This window comes from Pseudonocardia lutea (assembly GCF_042658055.1).
In the GTDB taxonomy this organism is placed as follows: Bacteria; Actinomycetota; Actinomycetes; order Mycobacteriales; family Pseudonocardiaceae; genus Pseudonocardia; species Pseudonocardia lutea.
This window is the reverse complement of the sequence record NZ_JBHSQK010000044.1, coordinates 67,821-87,461: the sequence shown is the minus strand read 5'-3', so window position 1 is coordinate 87,461 and position 19,641 is coordinate 67,821. Positions and strand designations below refer to the sequence as shown.

The 19,641-nt window shown below is 73.7% G+C and carries 21 protein-coding genes, 1 tRNA gene, 1 pseudogene and 1 riboswitch; of the genes and pseudogenes, 12 read left to right on the top strand and 11 right to left on the bottom strand.

The genetic code is table 11. The features are described 5' to 3' along the window. Positions 1-86 precede the first annotated feature (86 nt). Positions 87-713, top strand: coding sequence for an RDD family protein (locus ACFQH9_RS17965; protein WP_379567293.1), 627 nt, complete (start codon positions 87-89; stop codon positions 711-713). Between the two features lie 459 nt (positions 714-1,172). On the opposite strand, the gene ACFQH9_RS17960 is transcribed toward ACFQH9_RS17965, so the two are convergent. After that, positions 1,173-1,412 carry a hypothetical protein gene (locus tag ACFQH9_RS17960; protein ID WP_379567292.1) on the bottom strand — a complete coding sequence of 80 codons (240 nt, stop codon included), beginning with the start codon at positions 1,410-1,412 and terminating at the stop codon, positions 1,173-1,175. A 268-nt stretch (positions 1,413-1,680) separates the two neighbouring features. Here ACFQH9_RS17960 and ACFQH9_RS17955 point away from each other — a divergent pair, with 268 nt between their 5' ends. Together ACFQH9_RS17955 and ACFQH9_RS17950 are read left to right on the top strand one after the other, a co-directional pair. Further along, a complete protein-coding gene (locus tag ACFQH9_RS17955; protein WP_379567291.1) occupies positions 1,681-2,592 on the top strand; it encodes a hypothetical protein in 912 nt (303 codons plus the stop codon). Positions 2,593-2,626: 34 nt separating this feature from the next. Then, positions 2,627-3,538, top strand: coding sequence for a nucleoside triphosphate pyrophosphohydrolase (locus ACFQH9_RS17950; RefSeq protein ID WP_379567290.1), 912 nt, complete (start codon positions 2,627-2,629; stop codon positions 3,536-3,538). 28 nt (positions 3,539-3,566) lie between these two features. On the opposite strand, the gene ACFQH9_RS17945 is transcribed toward ACFQH9_RS17950, so the two are convergent. The 5 genes from ACFQH9_RS17945 to ACFQH9_RS17925 form a co-directional block, all read right to left on the bottom strand. Continuing rightward, positions 3,567-5,018 carry a hypothetical protein gene (locus tag ACFQH9_RS17945; protein WP_379567289.1) on the bottom strand — a complete coding sequence of 484 codons (1,452 nt, stop codon included), beginning with the start codon at positions 5,016-5,018 and terminating at the stop codon, positions 3,567-3,569. A 284-nt stretch (positions 5,019-5,302) separates the two neighbouring features. Further along, a complete protein-coding gene (gene efeB, locus ACFQH9_RS17940; RefSeq protein ID WP_379567392.1) occupies positions 5,303-6,526 on the bottom strand; it encodes an iron uptake transporter deferrochelatase/peroxidase subunit in 1,224 nt (407 codons plus the stop codon). 92 nt (positions 6,527-6,618) lie between these two features. Continuing rightward, positions 6,619-7,764 carry an iron uptake system protein EfeO gene (efeO, locus tag ACFQH9_RS17935; protein ID WP_379567288.1) on the bottom strand — a complete coding sequence of 382 codons (1,146 nt, stop codon included), beginning with the start codon at positions 7,762-7,764 and terminating at the stop codon, positions 6,619-6,621. A 20-nt stretch (positions 7,765-7,784) separates the two neighbouring features. Then, positions 7,785-8,609 carry an iron uptake transporter permease EfeU gene (gene efeU, locus ACFQH9_RS17930; RefSeq protein WP_379567287.1) on the bottom strand — a complete coding sequence of 275 codons (825 nt, stop codon included), beginning with the start codon at positions 8,607-8,609 and terminating at the stop codon, positions 7,785-7,787. A 202-nt stretch (positions 8,610-8,811) separates the two neighbouring features. Further along, positions 8,812-9,222, bottom strand: coding sequence for a tetratricopeptide repeat protein (locus ACFQH9_RS17925; RefSeq protein WP_379567286.1), 411 nt, complete (start codon positions 9,220-9,222; stop codon positions 8,812-8,814). A gap of 176 nt (positions 9,223-9,398) precedes the next feature. Between ACFQH9_RS17925 and eno the strand changes: the two genes are divergently transcribed. The 3 genes from eno to ACFQH9_RS17910 are packed head-to-tail and all read left to right on the top strand — an operon-like array spanning position 9,399 to position 11,699. Continuing rightward, positions 9,399-10,688 (top strand): phosphopyruvate hydratase, encoded by a 1,290-nt coding sequence (gene eno, locus ACFQH9_RS17920; RefSeq protein WP_379567285.1) that lies wholly within the window; start codon positions 9,399-9,401, stop codon positions 10,686-10,688. A gap of 4 nt (positions 10,689-10,692) precedes the next feature. Next, a complete protein-coding gene (locus ACFQH9_RS17915) occupies positions 10,693-11,220 on the top strand; it encodes an FtsB family cell division protein (protein ID WP_379567284.1) in 528 nt (175 codons plus the stop codon). Further along, on the top strand, positions 11,217-11,699 hold the full coding sequence (locus tag ACFQH9_RS17910; RefSeq protein ID WP_379567283.1) for a DUF501 domain-containing protein: 483 nt from the start codon (positions 11,217-11,219) through the stop codon (positions 11,697-11,699). The genes ACFQH9_RS17915 and ACFQH9_RS17910 overlap by 4 nt, the downstream gene beginning before the upstream one ends. 13 nt (positions 11,700-11,712) lie before the next feature. Here the strand turns inward: ACFQH9_RS17910 and ACFQH9_RS17905 are convergent, their stop codons facing one another. Next, positions 11,713-13,320: an acyl-CoA dehydrogenase family protein gene (locus tag ACFQH9_RS17905; protein WP_379567282.1), complete on the bottom strand. Its 1,608-nt coding sequence runs from the start codon at positions 13,318-13,320 to the stop codon at positions 11,713-11,715. Between the two features lie 107 nt (positions 13,321-13,427). Here ACFQH9_RS17905 and ACFQH9_RS17900 point away from each other — a divergent pair, with 107 nt between their 5' ends. From ACFQH9_RS17900 to ACFQH9_RS17885, 4 genes are all read left to right on the top strand, one after another. Then, positions 13,428-14,372 carry a Ppx/GppA phosphatase family protein gene (locus ACFQH9_RS17900; RefSeq protein WP_379567281.1) on the top strand — a complete coding sequence of 315 codons (945 nt, stop codon included), beginning with the start codon at positions 13,428-13,430 and terminating at the stop codon, positions 14,370-14,372. A 53-nt stretch (positions 14,373-14,425) separates the two neighbouring features. Further along, positions 14,426-15,166, top strand: coding sequence for a uracil-DNA glycosylase (locus ACFQH9_RS17895; protein WP_379567391.1), 741 nt, complete (start codon positions 14,426-14,428; stop codon positions 15,164-15,166). A 78-nt stretch (positions 15,167-15,244) separates the two neighbouring features. After that, entirely contained in the window at positions 15,245-16,606 is a 1,362-nt protein-coding gene (locus ACFQH9_RS17890; RefSeq protein WP_379567280.1) for an NAD(P)/FAD-dependent oxidoreductase, read from the top strand. A gap of 98 nt (positions 16,607-16,704) precedes the next feature. Beyond that, a tRNA-Leu gene (locus ACFQH9_RS17885) sits at positions 16,705-16,777 on the top strand. A gap of 32 nt (positions 16,778-16,809) precedes the next feature. Here the strand turns inward: ACFQH9_RS17885 and ACFQH9_RS17880 are convergent. Next, positions 16,810-17,352: a dihydrofolate reductase family protein gene (locus ACFQH9_RS17880; protein WP_379567279.1), complete on the bottom strand. Its 543-nt coding sequence runs from the start codon at positions 17,350-17,352 to the stop codon at positions 16,810-16,812. Between the two features lie 215 nt (positions 17,353-17,567). Between ACFQH9_RS17880 and ACFQH9_RS17875 the strand changes: the two genes are divergently transcribed. Then, complete coding sequence (locus ACFQH9_RS17875) at positions 17,568-17,927, top strand: MmcQ/YjbR family DNA-binding protein (protein ID WP_379567278.1); 360 nt, start codon at positions 17,568-17,570, stop codon at positions 17,925-17,927. A gap of 151 nt (positions 17,928-18,078) precedes the next feature. On the opposite strand, the gene ACFQH9_RS17870 is transcribed toward ACFQH9_RS17875, so the two are convergent. Beyond that, positions 18,079-18,201 carry a hypothetical protein gene (locus tag ACFQH9_RS17870; protein ID WP_379567277.1) on the bottom strand — a complete coding sequence of 41 codons (123 nt, stop codon included), beginning with the start codon at positions 18,199-18,201 and terminating at the stop codon, positions 18,079-18,081. Between ACFQH9_RS17870 and ACFQH9_RS17865 the strand changes: the two are divergent. Further along, positions 18,169-18,360: pseudogene (locus tag ACFQH9_RS17865) on the top strand (hypothetical protein); the annotation flags it as partial. The gene ACFQH9_RS17870 and the pseudogene ACFQH9_RS17865 overlap by 33 nt on opposite strands. A gap of 101 nt (positions 18,361-18,461) precedes the next feature. On the opposite strand, the gene ACFQH9_RS17860 reads toward ACFQH9_RS17865, so the two are convergent. Further along, entirely contained in the window at positions 18,462-18,890 is a 429-nt protein-coding gene (locus ACFQH9_RS17860; protein WP_379567276.1) for an ester cyclase, read from the bottom strand. Between the two features lie 88 nt (positions 18,891-18,978). After that, the gene (locus tag ACFQH9_RS17855; protein ID WP_379567275.1) at positions 18,979-19,293 is read right to left on the bottom strand and encodes a DMT family transporter; all 315 of its coding nucleotides are present in this window, start codon (positions 19,291-19,293) and stop codon (positions 18,979-18,981) included. Positions 19,294-19,304: 11 nt separating this feature from the next. After that, positions 19,305-19,369: riboswitch (guanidine-III (ykkC-III) riboswitch) on the bottom strand. Between the last annotated feature and the right edge of the window lie 272 nt (positions 19,370-19,641).

Sequence of the window (19,641 nt, the reverse complement as noted above, 5' to 3'; positions counted from 1 at the left end):
CACTGAACCGCCGATGCCGGCGCCCCCGGCGCCGACGTCGACGCCGGCCCGAGTGCCGTGCCGACCTTTCGCCGACCGGAGGACCCGTGACCGTCACCCCGCCGCCCCACACGCCGCACCCCGGGCAGCCTCACCCGCCGCAGCACCCGCAGCAGGCCCGTGGACGGTACGCACCGCAGTACTCCCCGTACGCCCCGCAGTACACCGCGCCGTACGCCCCGCAGTACCCGGCGCAGTACCCGCAGCACCCGGCGCAGTACGCCGCGCCGTACGGGCAGTACCCGCCGCAGCCGGTGCTGCCGCGGCCCGACTACACGTCATGGGGTAGTCGGGTGGGCTCCGCGCTCGTCGACGGGCTGATCCCGGGCGTCGTCGCCTCGCTCGGGTTGGTCGGCCTCGCGTTCTCGAGCGACGCCGGTGTCGTCCTCGGGATAGCCGTCGTCTTCTCCCTGGCCGCGTTCGTCCTTGCGCTGTGGAACAGCTGCTACCGGCAGGGCCGGACCGGGCAGAGCCTCGGCAAGCAGCTGATGGGGACCCGGCTCGTCCGCGCCCGCGACGGCGGCACGCTCGGCTTCTGGGCGACGCTCGCGCGCCAGCTCGCGCACGTCCTCGACTCGGCGCCGCTCTACCTCGGCTACCTCTGGCCGCTGTGGGACGACCGCCGCCAGACCTTCGCCGACAAGGTCTGTGACACGGTGGTCGTGAGGATCTGACCAGCAGGAACTGATCCTCCTCGGCCCCGCCGCCGAGCAAGCCGCCGAGCAGAAGACGGGCCATGTCGGGGATCAGGCGCCCGCGCTCGAAATCTCTTCGATCTCACTCCGAGTTGCTCGTTCGACAGGAATTCGAGCGTGATCGGCCGTGGTCCACTGCGCCGCGTGTCTGCGGGGCACGGGTGGTGGTGGCGCCTGTGACCCCGGACGACCGCGACGGCACCGTCAGCGCGTCCGGCAGGCTCCCCACGCCTCCTGCGACGCTGCCGAGGCGCCCGGCTCCGTCAGCGCCCGCCGCTGGGGCTTCTCCTCCGCCGCGACGCGGTCGCGCTGCTCGCGCGATCGGTAGGGCGGCAACGACTCCTTCGGTGCTCGTCGCCGCCGGCCCGACGCGAGGGCGTCTCGAGGTCCGTACGGGTCTCCGAACCCACGCCCTCTCTTCATCACCTGCCCATTCCGCTACGGAAGTAGATTGTTCGCCCGATCGGTGATGACACTCCTGCGCACCAGCTCGGCCGACGCCATCTGTGCGACCGTTGCATCCAGGCAGGCAGCCAGGGCGTCGCCGTGCTGAACGGCCATCGCTCGGTCCCGGTAACTGCTCTCGACCTTCTCCAGGTCGCTCCAGTCGAGGCTGGAGAGGAATTGAGCGAGGGCGTCGGCTGTCGATTCGACCGGGGGAGCGGACGTATCAGTCATGCCGACGAATCGCTCCAGGTGAGGAGAGCGTTACCCCAGGCGCACAACGTTCGGCGCCGCCGGCTCCGGCGTGCCGGGCTGGTCCGCGACGTCGCCGAAGATGGACCATCAGCCCTCATGCCTGGTGAAGGGAACGCGGGCCCGATGCACAGGTCGGTGGTCCCCCGGTCCACCTCGCCGACAAGGTCTGCGCCACGGTGGTGGTCCGGGTGGGGTGAGAGCGGGGAGGGTGATCTGCCGCACGTGCGGGCGTGAGAAGGTGGCGGCCGTGCGGAGCATCGGAGGTTCGGGCCGGATCGGCCGGGTGATCGTCGCCGCGTGCGCGGTCGCCGCGGTCGCCGCGGGGTGCGGCAGCGGCCCCAGCCAGGTCGGGTCGGCGGTGATCGTCGCGGACCGGTCGGTGGGCCTCGCCGAGGTGCAGGGCCGCATCGACACCGCCCTGGCCCACAAGGCGGAGCTCACGGCGCAGGGCACCGGTGAGATCGCCGACGCGGACGTCGCGCGGTACGTCGTGAGCACGCAGGTCAGCCACGAGCTGATCACCGCGGCCGCGGCGCGCGACGGGCTCGCCGTCGGCGAGGACCGGGTCGACGCCCTGCTCGCCGATCCCTCGGCCCTGCAGCTCGACCGCAGCCTGTTCGAGGGGGCCGCCCTGCGCGAGCGGGCCCGGGACCGGTTGCTCGCGATCGCGCTGGCCGAGAAGTACGTCGACGGGCTCGCCGTCACCGCCGACCTCGTCGCCGCGACCTCGCAGGCCGACGCCGAGGAGAAGGCCCGTGCCGTCGCCGCGGGCGGCGAGCGGGCCCGCGCCCTGCTGGCCGACCCGCGCACCGCCCAGGCCGGGCAGACCTACCGGGCCGCGACCGACCCCGACAGCGCCACCACGGTGCTGTTCGGCACCCCGGCCGGGCAGACCGTGGCGTTCCAGCCCTCGCCGGGGCAGGGCGTCTGGCTCGTGCTGCACGTGACGGACCGCGTCACGAACGCGCCGGCCCAGGGCCCGTCCGCGGCGACATCGATCGACCAGGACACGCTGGCGTCGATCGGGGAGCGGCTGACCCAGCCCGACGCGGGCGCGGTGCAGGTCAACCCGCGGTTCGGGGTGTGGGACCCCGTGCGCATGCGGGTGGTCGCCGAGGGCCAGCAGTCCGGCAGCATCATCGGGCCGGCCGGGGGCTGAGCCAGGCCGTTCCGCCTCGGGGGAGACTGGGGGCGTGGCTCCCACGGTGATCGTCCTGTCCCGGCGGCTCGGCGCCGTCCTGCCGGCCGCGGCGCTGCCCGCGCTGCGGGCCGCCTCCGCCGTGTACGCGGACTCCTCCGTGCCCGAGGAGGTCGTGCGGGCGGCCGGGGCGGAGCCCGTCCGTGGCGATCTTCCCGACGACGCCGTGCTGCTGACCTGCGAGCCGCGGGCGGGTGCCGTGGCGGTGCCCGAGCCCGAGGGGGCCGCACTGCTCGACGCCGTCGCCGTCATGGACCGGCTGCGCTCGCCGGGAGGCTGCCCGTGGGACGCCGAGCAGACCCACGAGTCGCTGCTGCAGTACCTCGTGGAGGAGTGCTACGAGCTGTACCAGGCGATCGAGGACGGCGACCGCGCCGACATGCGGGAGGAGTTGGGCGACGTCCTGCTCCAGGTGCTGTTCCACGCCCGGGTGGCGCAGGAGGCGGCCGAGGGCGCCTTCGACGTCGACGCGGTGGCCGAGGGGCTGGTGGCCAAGCTCGTCGGGCGGCACCCGCACGTGTTCGCCGGGTCCGAGCGGATCGAGACCGCGACCGCGCAGGAGGGACGGTGGGAGGAGCTCAAGCGCGCGGAGAAGCAGCGCAGCTCCTCCGTCGACGGGGTGCCGCTGGGCCAGCCGGCCGTCGCACTCGCCGCGAAGCTGGTCTCCCGGACCGCCCGGGCCGGGCTGCCCGCGGACCTGCTGCCCGCCGGGGACGGGGTGGGCGAGGAGCTGTTCCGGCAGGTCGCGCAGGCCAAGCTGGCGGGCGCCGACCCGGAGGCGGCGCTGCGCACCGCCGCCCGCGCCTTCGCCGACCGGGTGCGCGCCGCGGAGTCGGCCGCCGCCGCGGAGGGGGAGGACCCGCACTCCCTCGACCCGGAGTCCTGGCGCCGCGCCTGGCCCGCCTGAGCGACGGACCGGCGCGGCCGCACCGGGGTCAGCCCCGGGCGCCGTCGACCTTCGGCGGCCCGACGTGCACCAGGTCCTGGCACCCGAGGTTCTGCCACGAGGTCGCGAGCCGCTGCGTGAGGAAGCCGAACAGGGTCCTGGCCGCTGCCGGGTCCGGCGAGGCCGCCGCCTGCAGGAAGGCGCGGTCGCGGGCCAGCCGATCCGGGGCCACGGCGGCCAGGTTGCGGCAGTAGGCCGCACCGTCGCCGGCGTCGCCGGCACCGAGCGGGGCCATGTCCACCCCGGCCCGGTACAGGTCCGTCTTCTCGGTGCTCGCGCGGTCGCCGACCTTCGCCATCGGGTCGTTCAGCGGCACGGTCGCGACGGGCGCGGGCTGGTCGGCGGCGGCCTGCAGCTCGTTCAGCGCGAGCGAGGAGGTCGGCGTGCCTCCCGCGGTGAGGTCCGGGGCGGTGAACGGCGTGCAACCGATCGCGGGGTCGACCGCACTCGCCAGCAACCCGTTGTCCGACGCGTTCGTCAGCACCGTGCCGCCGAGGCCGGCGTTCGCCGGGGTGTCCTGCGCGATCCGGCCGTCCCGGGTGGCGCGGTACCGGGTGACGAGGTTGTCGCTCTGGTCCTGGTCGACCATGCCGAAGTCGCGGGTCGTGGGGCAGGGCAGTCCGTCGCGGCCGGTGCCGAGCGCCGGGACCTTCAGCGTGCCGGCCTTGATCGCGGTGTTCGCCGCGGCGAAGAACGCGGGGCCGTTGCAGTGCGCGAACTGGCCGAACGGCGAGCCCGGCAGGCCGTCCACACAGGCCTGCCGGTCGGCGGACGAGGTACGCAGGGTCAGCGTGTCGCCCTGGAACCCGAACCAGACGCCGACCACGGCGTTCGCCGGCAGGGTCACCGGGACGGGCGCGGCCGCGGGTTGCGAGCCCTCGTCGACCACCAGCGGGTGGTACACGGAGAGCTTCCCGGTCGCCGGGTCGAGGATCGTCGCCTCGACGAAGGCCGACTGGGCGTCGTTCGCCTCGTGGCAGGCCCCGCCGTCGCCGGTGCCGCGTAGCAGGTAGGGCGTGGCGAGGCCTGCGGCGGTGAGCGGGGCGGGCGGCACGGTCAGCGTGCAGTTCGGGTTGGGGGTGTTCTGCTGCTGCCCGGCGTTCTGCTTCTGCGTGCCGTTCTGGTTCTGGTTCCGTGTGGCGTTCTGCTGCTGTGTGGCGTTCTGCTGCTGTGCGGCGGTCCGGCCACCGGCCTTCCGGCCGTCCGCCGAGCCGGGCTGCGGAGTGCCCCTGCCCTCGTCGGCGGTAGCGGCCGGGGCGGGCGCGGGCCGCGTCCGCTCCGCTGTCGCTGCGGCCGTGGCCGCCGTGCCCGCCGACCGGCCCGCCGCGAAGGCGGGGGTGACCACCGCGCCGACCGTGATCGTGGCGAACGCGAGGAGGACCAGCAGCAGCGCGGGCCTGCGGGAGCGGTGTGCGCGCTCCGCGGAGTGTCGTGAACCCATCCGGGAACCTCTCGTCCTGCGGGCCCCGTCCGAGAACACCGGCCGGGCGCCGACGCGCGGTGCCGACCCGGTCCGGGCCGTGGGGGAGCGACCGCGCGACGGGACCACGCTAGGACCTGTTGCGCGGTGAAACGGAGCGGTCTGAGAGGTGGGGTTGCGCGGCCGCGACGAACAGTCGTCCGTCAGCGACGACACGCCGAGCTACGGCGCCCCCGGTCGCACCGGTTACTCCGCTCGGCCGTCGCGACTCTCAGTTCGGACAGCGCGCTCGAAGCCGGGACGTTCTAGAAGAGGCCCTGGCCCCAGTACTCCCCGTCCCGCACCCCGGGCGGGACGGCGAAGACCGCGGAGCCGTTGTGCTCCAGGTACTCCATCATCTTGTCCTTGTTCGCCAGCGCCCGCTGGATCGGCACGAACTGGGTGTGCGGGTCGCGGACGAAGGCCAGGAAGAACAGTCCGGCGTCGAGGTGCCCCGAGCCGTCCGAGCCGTCGACGAAGTTGTAGCCGCGGCGCAACATCTTCGCGCCGTTCTGCGTCTCCGCCGCCGCCAGCCGGATGTGCGCGTCGACCGGGATGGCCGGCCGGCCGTCGGCGCCCTTCGCCGAGAGGTCGGCGACGTCGAACTCCTTGTGCCCGCTCAGCGGGTTGCCCTCGCCCTTGCTGCGCCCGACGATCTGCTCCTGCTCGTCGAGCGAGGTGCGGTCCCAGGTCTCGATGTGCATCCGGATCCGCCGGGCGACCAGGTACGACCCGCCGACCATCCAGTCCGGCCCGTCGCCCTGCTGGACCCACACGTGGGTGTCGAGCTCGGCGGGCTCCTCGGCCTTGAGGTTGTTGGTGCCGTCCTTGAAGCCGAAGAGGTTGCGTGGGGTGTCCTGCGCGGTCGAGGTCGACGACGTGCGGCCGAACCCGAGCTGCGACCACCTGACCGAGGCGGTGCCGAAGCCCATCCGTACGAGGTTGCGGATCGCGTGCACGGCGACCTGCGGGTCGTCGGCGCAGGCCTGCAGGCAGATGTCGCCGCCGGACCGCGCGGGGTCGAGGTCGTCGCCGGTGAACGACGGCAGCGGGGCCAGCCCGGCCGGCATCCGGTCCTGCAGGCCCAGCTTCTCGAAGAACGACGCCCCGAACCCGACGGTCAGGGTGAGCGACGCGGCCGGGAGCCCGAGGGCCTCGCCGGTGTCGGTCGGCGGGGCGTACTTGTTCAGCCCGACCGCGCCGTTCTCCGTGACCTCCTGGCCGGCCGTCATCCGTTCGGCCGCGGTGGTCCACTTCTGCAGCGTGCGCCGGACCTCGGCCCGGTCGGTGGTGGTCAGGTCCAGCGCGACGAAGTGCAGCCGGTCCTGGGCCGGGGTGACGATCCCGGCCTGGTGCGTGTCCCGGAACGGGACGACGCCCGGCCGTTCCGGGTTGCCGCCGGAGGCCCCGGCGGCGTAGCCGACCGCGGCCCCGGCGCCGGCCAGGGCGACACCGGCCCCCGCGTACCCGAAGAGCCTGCGCCGGGACAGCCCGCCTCCGCCGCTCCCGTCGGCGGGCGGGTCGGTGGGCGGCGGCTCGACGGGCGGGCTCTCCGGGGCCGAGGACGGGGGCCGGGTCGCACTCACGACGTGACGACCCCCGCGACCTGGGAGACGGGCTCGCCGAGGGCGTCGACGGCGTCGGACATCTTCTTGGTGTCCTCCGGGGTCAGCTGGGTGTAGGGCACGAACCCGCCGTCCGGCGTGCGGTAGTTCTCGAGCAGCTTCTCCACGTCGGCGAAGCGCTGGTCGAGGGTCGGGCCCAGGTTCGGGTCCTTCTCGTCGATCACCGGGCGCAGCGCGGCGACGGAGGCCTGGCTGCCCTCGACGTTGGCCTTGAAGTCCCAGAGGTCCGTGTGCGAGTAGCGGTCCTCCTCACCGGTGATCTTGCCGGTGGCGACCTCGTCGAGCAGCTCCTTGGCGCCGTTGGCGAGCTGGACCGGGGTGAACTGGACGGTCCTCACGCGGTTCTGCAGGTCGAGGATGTCCGCGTCGAGCTGGTCCGCGATCTGCGCCGAGTCGGGCTGCAGGCCGTCGACCCACAGGTCCTTCTCCAGGCGGTGGTAACCGGTGAAGCCGACACCCGCCTCGCGCTCGTCGTCCTCACGGCCGTCCATCTTCGGGTCGAGGTCGCCGAAGGACTCCGCGACCGGCTCGATCCGCTCCCAGTAGGTCCGCGCGACCGGGAACAGGGCCTTGGCCTGGTCGACGTTCCCCGCCTTGACGGCGTCGGTGAACTCCTTGTTCTTGGCGACCAGGGCCTCGATCTGGGAGTTGACGTAGCGGGTGTAGCCGCCCGTGGCCTCGGCGAGCTTCGCGTCCGTGTCGGTGGAGCGCTGGGCCGCGCCGGTGACGGTGAAGGGGGCGCGGATGCCGTCGCCGACCATGCCGGGCTTGCAGGCGGTGGTGTAGGTGCCGCCGTCGGGCACCTCGACGAGAAGGTCGCGGGACAGGCCGGGGCCGATGTTCTCGACCTCGCCCAGGATCCGGTCGCCCGTGCCGTAGAGGTAGAACTCGGTCACCTTCGTGCCCGTGTTCTTCACGGTGAAGGAGATGTTGCCGGCGGGGGCCTCGCTGGCGGAGACCTCGCAGGCGGTGTCGCTCGCGGTCACCGAGATCGGCCCGCCGCCGCCCTGGGCGGCCGGGGGTCGGGCCGTGCTGGTGCAACCGGCGAGCAGCAGGGCGGTGCCGGCCGCGACCACGGCGACGGCAGAGGTCCTGCGGGACATGGGCGTTCTCCTCGGTGATGTCACGCGGCGGCGACGGTGGTGGACCGCGTGCGCTGGGGCAACAGGAACAGCGTCAGGACGACGGCGACGTAGAGACACCACACGACCGCCTCGAGCACGGTGGTCTGCGGGGAGAAGTTGAGGACGCCCTTGAGCAGGGTGCCGTACCACGAGTCCGGCGGGATCGCGGCGCTCACGTCGAAGGCCAGGGTGGTGAGGCCGGGCAGGATCCCGGCCTCCTGCAGGTCGTGCACGCCGTAGGCGAGGATCCCGGCGGCCACGAAGATCAGGAAGAACCCGGTGACGGTGAAGAACTTCGCGAGGTTGATCCGCATGGCGCCGCGGTAGATCGCGTAGGCGACGAGCACGGCGAGTGCGATGCCGATCAGGAAGCCGACCAGCGGCCGGACGGTCTCCCCGGCGGCCTGCGCGGCGGCGAAGAAGAACACGGCGGTCTCGAGGCCCTCGCGTCCCACGGCCAGGGTGGCCATGACGACCACGGCGATCGGGCCCATCCTGATCGCGGCCTCGAGCCTGCCCTCGAGGTCGGCCTTCATCGCCCGGGCGTTCGAGCGCATCCAGAAGATCATCCAGGTGACGAACCCGACCGCGACGATGGAGAGCGACCCGCCGAGGGTCTCGGAGGCCTCGAAGGTGAGCGCCTGCTCGGCGAGGGTGAGGCCGAGGGTGACGCCGACGCTGACCAGGACCGCGAACGCGACGCCCGCCCAGACCTTCGGCAGCTCGCGCCGGCGGTCGGTGCGGATCAGGAAGGCCACGAGGATGCTGACGACCAGTGAGGCCTCGAGACCCTCGCGGAGCCCGATCAGGGCATTGCCCAGCACCGTCCTGCTCTCCTCTGCTTCGGCGTGCCTCCCATGAGGTGAGGCTCAGTGGACCGAGGTGAGGCTAGCTTCTCGAACGGGGGCGCGGGTAGGGCCCTGTGGGGCGCCTGACCAGGACGTATGTCCGGTTCGCGCGACCTGTCCGGAAATAGCGCGCAAGCGTCAGGGACGGAGCGCGCGGGCCGTGACGGGTTGCACCGGGCTATTCGGTGATGCGGGCGATCCGCGCGCGCACCTCGCCCAGCGCCTCCTGGTACTCCGGGCGCGGGTCCATCACCGTGGCCATCTGCAGCTGCCCCTTCGCCTCGCCCAGCCGGCCCTGCCGCTGCAGCGCCTTGCCGAGCGCGAAGCGCGCGTAGTGGTCGGCCGGGTCGAGCTCGAGCACCCGGACGAAGGCCTCCTCGGCCTTGCCGAGCTGGGCGGAGTCGAGGTAGGCGCGGCCCGCGAGCAGGTGGACCGACGCGTCGTTGGGTTGGCTCTCGAGGGCCGGGAGCAGGGCCTGCAGCGCGTCGAGCGGCCGGCGGTCGGCCAGGAGCAGCTCCGCGCGGCGGAACCCCTCGAAGACGCGGTTGCGGGCGCGCGGACCGGGTCCCGGTGCAGGCTGGCTCGTCATGGTCATTCCTACGGTAGGCCGCGCAGGGGCGTTCCGCGAGGTCTTGACATGTGACGACCGGTGCGCCCCGGGGCGTGACGTGCGCGGCTCGGCGGCGGTTCGGCGCCCTGATCACGGGCCCGGTCGTTACCCTGACGCCCGAGTTCCGGCGAGCCGGAGAGAACAGGAGCTATTGGGTGGCTGTCATCGAGCAGGTCGGCGCGCGCGAGATCCTCGACTCGCGGGGCAACCCCACGGTCGAGGTCGAGGTCGCGCTGGACGACGGGACGCTGGAGCGCGCCGCGGTCCCCTCCGGGGCCTCGACGGGCGAGCACGAGGCCGTCGAGCTCCGCGACGGGGACCCGAAGCGGTACGGCGGCAAGGGTGTCGAGAAGGCCGTCACGGCGGTGCTGGACGAGATCGGTCCGGAGCTGACCGGGATGGACGCGGTGGACCAGCGCCTGGTCGACCAGCGCCTGGTCGACCTGGACGGCACCCCGGACAAGTCGCGCCTGGGCGCCAACGCGCTGCTCGGCGTGTCGCTGGCGGTGGCCAAGGCGGCGGCGGAGTCGGCCGGGCTGGAGCTGTACCGCTACGTCGGCGGCCCGAACGCGCACGTGCTCCCGGTGCCGATGATGAACATCCTCAACGGCGGCGCGCACGCGGACACCTCGGTCGACGTGCAGGAGTTCATGGTCGCGCCGATCGGCGCGGAGTCCTTCCGCGAGTCGCTGCGCTGGGGCGCGGAGGTCTACCACGCGCTCAAGTCGGTGCTGAAGGAGAAGGGCCTGGCCACCGGGCTCGGCGACGAGGGCGGTTTCGCGCCGGACGTCGCCGGCGGCACCAAGGGCGCGCTGGAGCTGATCTCCACGGCGATCGGCAAGGCCGGCTTCAGCCTGGGCACGGACGTCGTGCTGGCGCTCGACGTGGCGGCCACCGAGTTCTTCTCCGACGGCGTGTACCGCTACGAGGGCAAGGAGCTGTCCTCGGCGGACCTGGCGAAGGTGTGGGCCGAGCTCGTCGACGCCTTCCCGCTGGTCTCGATCGAGGACCCGCTGGCCGAGGACGACTGGGACGGCTGGGTCTCGCTGACCGAGTCGCTCGGCGACAAGGTCCAGCTGGTGGGCGACGACCTGTTCGTCACCAACCCGGAGCGGCTCGAGGACGGCATCGACCGCGGCGCCGCCAACGCGCTGCTGGTCAAGGTCAACCAGATCGGCACGCTGTCCGAGACGCTCGACGCGGTCACGCTGGCGCACAACAACGGCTACCGCTGCATGATGAGCCACCGCTCGGGCGAGACCGAGGACGTGACCATCGCCGATCTCGCCGTCGCCACCGGCTGCGGCCAGATCAAGACCGGCGCGCCCGCGCGGTCCGAGCGGGTCGCCAAGTACAACCAGCTGCTCCGCATCGAGGAGGGCCTGGGCGACGCCGCGCGCTACGCCGGCGAGCTGGCCTTCCCGCGGTACACCCCGAGCGCCTGACGGCGTGGCGGGTGAGGCGCGGGCCCGCGAGCGGGCCGCCACCCGGGCGGACCGGGGCGGGGCGGGGCAGGCCCGTCCCGCGCCCGGCGGGCGGCGCGTGCGCGAGCCCCGGCTCACCCGCACCCGCAGCCGGGCGGGGACGGTCGTCGCCCGCACGAGCGGGCTGCTCGGGCTGTCCTCGACCCGGCGGGCGGCGATCCTCGCGATCGTGGTCTGCGTGCTGGCGCTGACCGTGGCCGTGCCGCTGCGCAACTACGTCGCGCAGCGGCAGGACCTGGCCGCGGTGCAGGAGCAGCAGCGGGCGCTGGCGGCCGAGGTCGCCGAGCTGGAGGAGCGGAAGGCGCGGCTGTCGAACCCGGACGAGGTCGCGGCCGAGGCGCGCTCGCGCCTGGGGTACGTCCGGCCCGGCGAGGTGCCCTACGTGGTGCAGCTGCCGGACACGCCGTCGGCGGCCGAGGCCGAGGCCGCGCGCAAGGGCACGCCCTGGTACCGGACCCTGTGGAGCGACGTGACCGAAGGAGCCCCCCGATGAGCGACACGATCTCCGAGCAGGACCGGGAGACCGTCGCCGCCCAGCTGGGCCGGCCGCCGCGCGGGATGCGGGCGGTCGCCGCCCGCTGCCCGTCGGGCCACCCCAACGTCGTGCAGACCTCGCCGAGGCTGCCCGACGGCACCCCGTTCCCGACGCTCTACTACCTCACGTGCCCGCGGCTGGCCTCGCGCATCGGCACCCTCGAGGCCTCCGGGCTGATGAAGGAGATGACCGCGCGGCTGGCGGAGGATCCGGAGCTGGCGGAGCGCTACCGGCGGGCACACGAGTCCTACCTGGCCGAGCGGGACGCGATCGAGCCGCTCGGCACGGAGGTCAGTGCCGGCGGGATGCCCGGCCGCGTGAAGTGCCTGCACGTGCACGTCGCCCACGCGCTGGCCAAGGGGCCGGGGGTGAACCCGTTCGGCGACGAGGCGCTGGCGTTGCTCGGCGACTGGTGGACCGGCACCGACTGCGCCTGAGTCCGGCCCGGCCTCAGACGCCGGGGGTGACGCGCTCCAGCAGCGGCTTCGCGGGGACGCCCTCGGGCAGGGTGCCGGCGGTGCGCCAGGGACCGTCGGGCTGCAGGCGGCCGGCGAGGAAGGCGTCGGAGACCGCGGCCGGGGCGGTGCGCAGCAGCAGCGAGCCCTGCAGGCACAGCGCGAGCAGCTCGGCGAGCCGGCGGGCCCGCCGCGGCTCGGGGGCCCGGAACTCCGCGCGGAGCCGGTCCACGGCCCGGTCGAACCGCACGTCCGCGCCCCGGGCGAGGGCGATCTCGTCGAGCACCGCGTCGACCGAGCCCGGCTCGCGCGCGACGGCCCGCAGCACGTCGAGCGCGGTGACGTTCCCCGAGCCCTCCCAGATCGAGTTCAGCGGGCTCTCCCGGTAGAGCCGCGGCATCGGCGACTCCTCGACGTAACCGTTGCCGCCCAGACACTCCAACGCCTCCGCGACGACCGCCGGGGTGCGCTTGCAGACCAGGTACTTCGCCGCCGGCAGCGCCAGCCGCAGGAACGCCGTCTCGCCCCGCTCGACGGCCCCGGCCAGCCGGATCGCGAGCGTGGTCGCGGCCTCGGACTCGACGGCCAGTTCGCCCACCACGGCCTGCATCAGCGGCTGGTCCGCCAGCAGCGCGCCGAAGGCCGAGCGGTGCGCCACGTGGTGCGCGGCCTCGGACAGGGCCGCGCGGACCGTGCCGGCCGCGCCGAGCACGCAGTCCAGGCGGGTCATCGAGACCATCTCGATGATCGTCGCGACGCCGCGGCCCTCGTCGCCCACCCGCCAGCCGACGGCGTTCTGGTACTCCAGCTCGGCCGAGGCGTTGGAGCGGTTGCCGAGCTTGTCCTTGAGCCGCTGGATGCGCAGCCCGTTGCGGGTGCCGTCGGGCAGCACGCGGGGCAGGACGAAGCAGGTCAGCCCGCCCGGCGCCTGCGCGAGGGTGAGGAACAGGTCGTTCATCGGCGCCGAGGTGAACCACTTGTGGCCCACCAGCGAGTACGTGCCGTGCGCGTCCGGGGTCGCGCGGGTGGTGCCGGCGCGGACGTCCGAGCCGCCCTGCTTCTCGGTCATCGACATGCCGGCGAGCAGCCCGGGCTTGGTGTGCGGGGTCTCCAGCCCGGGCGAGTACACCCGCGCGGCGAGCCGCTCCTCGAACCGCAGCTCGCCGTGGCGCAGTGCCGGCACCGCGGCGTAGGTCATCGAGATCGGGCAGCAGTGTCCCTGCTCCAGGGTGCTGACCAGGTAGAACCCGGCGGCCCGGGCGAGGTGCGAGCCGTCCGCCCAGGGGGTCGCGTGCAGCCCGTTCTCCACGGACAGTCTCATGAGCGCGTGCCAGGACGGGTGGAAGTCCACCTCGTCGACGCGGTGACCGTAGCGGTCGTGGGTGCGCAGCACGGGCTCGTACTCGTTGGCCAGCCGCGCGTGCTCCCGGTACTCCGCCGACCCGACGGCCAGGGCGAGGGCCTTCAGGTCCGGCGCCGCGCCCTCCCGGCGCAGCGCGTCGGCCAGGCCGGGGTCGCACTCGAGCGGGTCGAACCCGTCGAGCGGCGGAACCTGGTTCACGACGGTGTGAGTGCCCAGCTCGGTGCCCGGTGCCACGCTCATTACCGGAGGGTAACCCGCCGGCGGGCGGATCGGGACCGTCGCGACGCCCGGAGCGCCCCGGCTGCCGATACGGTGACGGGGACCGACCCCGACCCACAGGAGCGCGCATGTCCCGGGTGGCCGCCATCGACTGCGGGACCAACTCGATCCGCCTGCTGATCGCCGACGTCACCGAGACCTTCGACGGCACCAAGGACCTGCGCGACCTGCACCGGGAGATGCGCATCGTGCGGCTCGGCAAGGGCGTCGACGCGACCCGCCGGCTCGACCCGGAGGCGCTCGAGCGCACCCGCGCGGCGCTCGTCGACTACACGGCGGCGATCCGCCGCAAGGGCGTCGAGCGCGTCCGCATGGTCGCCACCTCCGCCACCCGGGACGCCACGAACCGTGAGGACTTCTTCGGCATGGTCCGCGACGTGCTCGGGGTCGAGGCCGAGGTGATCAGCGGCGACGAGGAGGCGCGGCTGTCCTTCCAGGGCGCGGTCGGCGACCTCGACCCGGACGACGGCCCGTTCGTGGTCGCGGACGTCGGCGGCGGCTCGACCGAGCTGGTGGTCGGCACCCCGGCCGACGGCGTGGTCGCGGCCCGCTCGGTCGACGTCGGCAGCGTCCGGCTCACCGAGCGCTGCCTGCCCGGCGACCCGCCCGCCGAGGCCGACGTCGCCAACGCCCGCAAGGTCGCCCGGGAGATCCTCGACGAGGCGTTCGAGGCCGTCCCGGTCGAGGGGGTGAAGTGCTGGGTCGGCGTCGCCGGCACGATCACCACGCTCTCCGGGATCGCCCAGGACCTGCCGGAGTACGACCCCGAGGCCGTGCACCTGTCCACCCTGTCCCGCGACGACGTGCACCGGGTCGCCCAGATGCTGATCTCCTCGTCGCGCGAGGAGCGGGCGAAGCTCGGTGCGCTGCACCCGGGCCGGATCGACGTGATCGGGGCGGGCGCGCTCGTCGTGGAGGCGCTGGCGGACGAGCTGCACTCGCGCGCCGGGATCGACAAGCTGGTCGTCTCCGAGCACGACATCCTCGACGGGATCGCGCGATCGATCGCGTGAGCGGACCCGCGGGCGGATCGCCGGCGCCCGCCGGACCGGCGGCGCCCGGCGAGGTGTCGGCGCCCGACTGGCCGCGCCACGCGGGGCCGGCCGCGCCGACGCTCGCCGACCTCGACGCCCGGGTCACCGAGTGCCGGGCCTGCCCGCGGCTGGTCGAGTGGCGGGAGAAGGTGGCGCGGGAGAAGCGCGCGGCCTTCCGGGACTGGGAGTACTGGGGGCGGCCCGTCCCCGGGCTCGGGCCGCCCGACGCGCGGTTGCTGGTCGTCGGGCTCGCCCCGGCCGCGCACGGCGGCAACCGGACCGGGCGGATCTTCACCGGGGACCACTCGGGCGACGTCCTCTATGCGGCGATGCACGCCGTCGGCCTCACCAACCAGCCGACCGCCGTGCACCGTGACGACGGGCTGCGGTTGATCGGCACCCGGATCACCGCACCGGTGAAGTGCGCCCCGCCGGAGAACAAGCCCACCCCGACCGAGCGCGACACCTGCCGGCCGTGGCTCGACGCCGAGATCGAGCTGGTCCGCCGCAGCCTCCGCGCGGTCGTCGTCCTCGGGGGGTTCGGCTGGCAGGCGCTGCTGCCGGTGCTCGCCGACCACGGCTGGACGATCCCGCGGCCGCGCCCCCGGTTCGGGCACGGCGCCCACGTCGAGCTGGCGTCCGTGCGGCCGGGGGGCTCGCTGCACCTGTTCGGCAGCTACCACGTGAGCCAGCAGAACACCTTCACCGGCAAGCTGACCCCGGCGATGCTGGAGGAGGTCCTGGCCGCCGCGGCCCGCGCCGCCAGGCTGTAGGTGAACTCACACCGGGCAGGACGCAGATCACGCCGGATCCGACGGTCGGGCTTACGTCTCCGGGGTACGAATGTGGGTATGGCGCACGCTCAACGAATCGTCGTGGTCGGTGGCGGCTACGTCGGCATGTACACCGCTCTGCGGCTGCAGAAGAAGCTGCGCCGCGGCGAGGCCGACATCACGGTCATCGACCCCCAGTCCCACATGACCTACCAGCCGTTCCTCCCCGAGGCGTCGGCCGGCTCGATCGAGCCGCGGCACGTCGTGGTCCCGCTGCACAAGGTGCTGCGCGGCTGCCGCGTGCTGACCGGCCGGGTCACCGCGATCTCCGACGCGCACAAGCAGGTCACGGTGCAGACCGCGGCCGGGCACACCACGACGCTGGGGTACGACGTCCTCGTCGTCGCCCCCGGCTCGGTCGCCCGGACCCTGCCGGTCCCCGGCCTGCCGGAGCAGGGCATCGCCTTCAAGACCGTCGGCGAGGCCATCTACCTGCGCAACCACGTGCTGTCGCGGCTCGACGCGGCCTCCACCACCGCGGACCCGGAGCTGCGCAGCCGGCTGCTGACCTTCGTCGTGGTCGGCGGCGGGTACGCGGGCGTCGAGGCGCTCGCCGAGCTCGCCGACATGGCCCGCTACGCGACCCGCTACTACGAGGGCATCGAGCCCGGCGACCTGCGCTGGGTCCTCGTCGAGGCGATGGACCGGATCATGCCCGAGGTCGGCCCGAAGATGGGCGCGTACACCGTGCGCCGCCTGCTCGACGCCGGCATCGAGGTCCTCCTCGAGACCCGCGTCGAGGCGATGGTCGACGGGCACGTCGTGCTGTCCGACGGGCAGGAGTTCGACGCCGACACCATCGTCTGGACCGCCGGCGTGAAGCCGAACCCGATGCTGGAGCAGACCGACCTGCCCCGCGGCCCCCGCGGGCACGTCGAGTGCGCGGCCGACCTCACGGTCGACGGGCTGAAGGGCGTGTTCAGCGCGGGCGACTGCGCGTCGATCCCGGACCTCACCAAGGACGACCCGAACGCCCGCACCAGCCCGTCGGCGCAGCACGCCGTCCGGCAGGCCAAGGTGCTCGCGGACAACATCGTCGCGTACCTGCGCGGGTACGAGATGAAGCAGTACCGGCACAGCTACGCGGGTTCGGTCGCGAGCCTCGGCCTGTACAAGGGCGTCGCCCAGGTCTACGGGATCAAGCTCAAGGGCTTCCCGGCGTGGTTCATGCACCGCACCTACCACGTGAGCCGCATGCCCACGTGGAACCGCCGCTTCCGGATCGTCATGGACTGGACCACCGCGCTGCTCATGGGCCGCGAGGTCGTGGCGCTGGGCCAGATCCACGAGCCGAAGGCGGAGTTCAGCCGGATCGCCGGCGGCACGGTGACCCCGCTGCCCCCGACGGTCGCGCAGGAGGCCGACGCCAAGGCCAGCTGACGCGGCTCCGGCCGACAGGCGCTCGACGGCGCCCGCCCTTCACCGGGGGCGGGCGCCGTCGGCGTTCTCGCCCCGCCCCGTCGTTAGGCTGCGGGCGGGCCCCCGTAGCCCAACGGCAGAGGCAGGCCCCTTAAAAGGGTCACAGTGTGGGTTCGAGTCCCACCGGGGGCACCCTCGTGAGACCGCGGGAGGCCGCGTGCTCCCTACTTCCGCACACGGAAGCGGAGCATCGTCACGGGACCCGACCGGCTGGTACCCAGCGGTTCGAGGTCGATCCTGCCGAGGCCCCCGGGCGAGAACCGCACGCCGTCGCCGAGGAGCACCGGCAGCACGTACACCAGGACCTCGTCGACGAGGCCTCGCCGCAGGCACTGACCGGCCAGGTCGGCTCCGAGGATCTCCAGGTTCCTGCCCCGCGCGGCGGCGTGCGCCGTGGCGACGGCCTCCCCCAGATCGCAGGTGAGGAAGGTGACCCCGGGCTCCGGCTCGTCCGGCGGCCGGTGCGTCAGGACGAACAGCGGCCCCCCGTCGTAGTCGGTGTCCTCCGGGGACATCCGCCTGGCGACCTCGTAGGTGCCCCGGCCGGCCAGCATGGCGCCGGTGGCCTGCACGACCTCGGGAAACGCGTACTGCGTCGCGTACTCGAGGACCCAGTCCATCGCGTGGTCGGGGCCGGCGACGAAGCCGTCCAGCGACATCGACCTGTTCACGACGACCTTGCCCGGGCCGGTATGCGTATCGCTCACGCCGGTGATGACCGGGAGCAGGTCACGAACTCATCGGCGTCGGCGGGACGAATGCCGTCCCGGCGACGACCGATGACTCCGCGCCGCCGTCGCGGTCCTGTGTTCGCGCGACAGGAGGGGATTCCGATGGACGGGACCACGCGGGTCGAGTCGGGGGGACGGGACGGCGCCCGGACGGGCGGTCCGCCGCGCGTCCTGACCGACGGGGGTCCGAGATGGCGGTGATGGAGGACGTCCGGCCGCTGGGCGCCGAGCTGGAACGCTCCTACCCGGTGTACGTCCACGGCAGGTTGAAGTTCCGGGTGAAGCAGATCGTCTACGTGGCGTTCTCCCTCGACGAGAGCGTGATGGGCTTCGCGTTCCCCAAGGAGGAGCGGGCGGCGCTCGTCGCGGGCGAGCCGCACAAGTTCCGGATGCCGTCGGCGTCGGAGATGCGTTTCAACTGGGTCGACGCCGAGCTCGCGGCGCTGGACCCGACCGAGGCCCGGGAGCTCGTCGTCGACGCGTGGCGCATGGTCGTGCCCCGGAAGCTCTCGCGCGCCTACGACCTCGCCCATCCGAACGGCCCGGGCTGACGCCCCGACGCGGCACGGCACCGGGGATCAGGCGCGACGCGGACCGGACGGGGACGCCAGACCCGTCCGCACGCCCCCGGTCGGCCGTCGCGGCCGTCTCGGGCCCTCGCTGTCGGCTCCCGGACCCGGCGGCCTTCGCCGGCGACGCCGACTACGTCCGCAGTCGGTGGGCGGCCGCACCGGCGGCCGCGCTGACCGCGGAGCTCGACGGCAGGGTCGTCGGGTCCAACTTCGCCACCCGGTGGGGGAGCGTCGGGTTCTTCGGGCCGCTCACCGTCGATCCCCGGTTCTGGAACGGGGGCGTCGCGCGGCGGCCCCTCGACAACACCATGGAGGGGTCCGCCGCTCCACCGTGTCGGAGGTCGCCAGCAAGCTCCAGGCCGACGGCCTCATCGAGTACAGCCGCGGGAACGTGCACCTGGCCGACCGTCCCCGGCTCGAGGAGGTCGCCTGTCCTGCTACGCGGTCGTCAAGGCCGAGTTCGACGCACTCGCCGCCGACTCCTGAGCGAGGCGGAGGTACGTCTCGTCCACGTCAGGGTGGCGGCGGGACCGCGCCGAGCTGCACGAGGAGCCCGAGCGTGTCGGCGCAGGACCAGCGCTCGACGCAGCGGGCCTCGGCGAAGTGCAGGATCGTGATGCCGGGCTGGGTGACCCGGATGCCGGTCGCGGGGATGCCCATGAAGTCCCCGTCGTGCCGGCCGGTCAGGGTGAAGCGCGCGACCAGCCGGTCGCCGGAGCCGAAGGTCTCGTGCAGTTCCAGGTGGTTCTCCGGGAACGCCGCCCAGAGCTTCTCGTAGAACGCGCGGACGGCCGGCTTGTCCATCGGCTCCGGGGACATGCCGTGCAGCCGGATCCGGTCGTCGTACACCTCGAGGTAGCCGGCCAGGTCGCCGGCGTTCCACCGCTCGATCGCCCGCGCGAGCGCGGTCTCGTTGCGCGACTCCGTCGTCGTGGTGGTCATCGTGCCCTCCTCCGAGGGGAGCGACCGTGGACGGGTCGGCCAGCGTACTGCGGCCGAACCGCCTCTCGCGAGGGACCGACGGGGCCGGTCAGTGGGCGAGCTTGAGCCCCACGACCCCGGCGACGATCGCGACCAGGCACAGCAGCCTGGCCACGCTCGCCGACTCGCCGAGCACGAAGATGCCGTACAGGGCCGTTCCCACCGCCCCGATCCCGACCCAGATCGCGTAGCCCGTGCCGACCGGGATCTCGCGGAGCGCGTACGCCAGCCCCGCCATGCTCGCGACCAGCGCCACGCCGAACACGATCGCCGGGCCGATCCGGGTGAAGCCCCGCGACTGCGACAGGGCCGACGCCCACACGGTCTCCAGCACACCCGAGACGATCAGGACGATCCAGGCCATCGCGCACCTCCTGCGCGTCGTCTTGTCGTTCCGGGTACGACGCACTCGTCCGGGGGTGCCGCGGGAGCGGGTCCGTCCCCGACCGTACCGGCGGCCCCGACCCGGGGCAGCGGGTGGTGACCGACCTGACCGGCGCGCAGGAGTCGATCAGGACGTCGACGGTGCGGACCTCTCGCCCGAGCCGCTCCTGCCAGGAGCAACGGTCCCGCGTTGCGCGAGACCGACGGCCCTGGCTCGGGGCGGGCCGAGCGCGGACGGTTGCCGCCGCCGTCCGGGGCCGCCGCGGGCGAGGTCCGCGAACTCGCGCGGCGGCGGACCGGGGCCGGTGGACCCACCGAGGGTGACCCT

What these genes read in the sequence shown, in the direction of transcription:
- ACFQH9_RS17960 (WP_379567292.1), bottom strand. Translation starts at nt 1,412, where the DNA reads ATGACTGATACGTCCGCTCCCCCGGTCGAATCGACAGCCGACGCCCTC.
- ACFQH9_RS17860 (WP_379567276.1), bottom strand. Translation starts at nt 18,890, where the DNA reads ATGACCACCACGACGACGGAGTCGCGCAACGAGACCGCGCTCGCGCGG.
- ACFQH9_RS17905 (WP_379567282.1), bottom strand. Translation starts at nt 13,320, where the DNA reads ATGAGCGTGGCACCGGGCACCGAGCTGGGCACTCACACCGTCGTGAAC.
- ACFQH9_RS17875 (WP_379567278.1), top strand. Translation starts at nt 17,568, where the DNA reads ATGGCGGTGATGGAGGACGTCCGGCCGCTGGGCGCCGAGCTGGAACGC.
- ACFQH9_RS17900 (WP_379567281.1), top strand. Translation starts at nt 13,428, where the DNA reads ATGTCCCGGGTGGCCGCCATCGACTGCGGGACCAACTCGATCCGCCTG.
- efeO (WP_379567288.1), bottom strand. Translation starts at nt 7,764, where the DNA reads ATGTCCCGCAGGACCTCTGCCGTCGCCGTGGTCGCGGCCGGCACCGCC.
- ACFQH9_RS17910 (WP_379567283.1), top strand. Translation starts at nt 11,217, where the DNA reads ATGAGCGACACGATCTCCGAGCAGGACCGGGAGACCGTCGCCGCCCAG.
- ACFQH9_RS17855 (WP_379567275.1), bottom strand. Translation starts at nt 19,293, where the DNA reads ATGGCCTGGATCGTCCTGATCGTCTCGGGTGTGCTGGAGACCGTGTGG.
- ACFQH9_RS17945 (WP_379567289.1), bottom strand. Translation starts at nt 5,018, where the DNA reads ATGGGTTCACGACACTCCGCGGAGCGCGCACACCGCTCCCGCAGGCCC.
- ACFQH9_RS17890 (WP_379567280.1), top strand. Translation starts at nt 15,245, where the DNA reads ATGGCGCACGCTCAACGAATCGTCGTGGTCGGTGGCGGCTACGTCGGC.
- ACFQH9_RS17925 (WP_379567286.1), bottom strand. Translation starts at nt 9,222, where the DNA reads ATGACGAGCCAGCCTGCACCGGGACCCGGTCCGCGCGCCCGCAACCGC.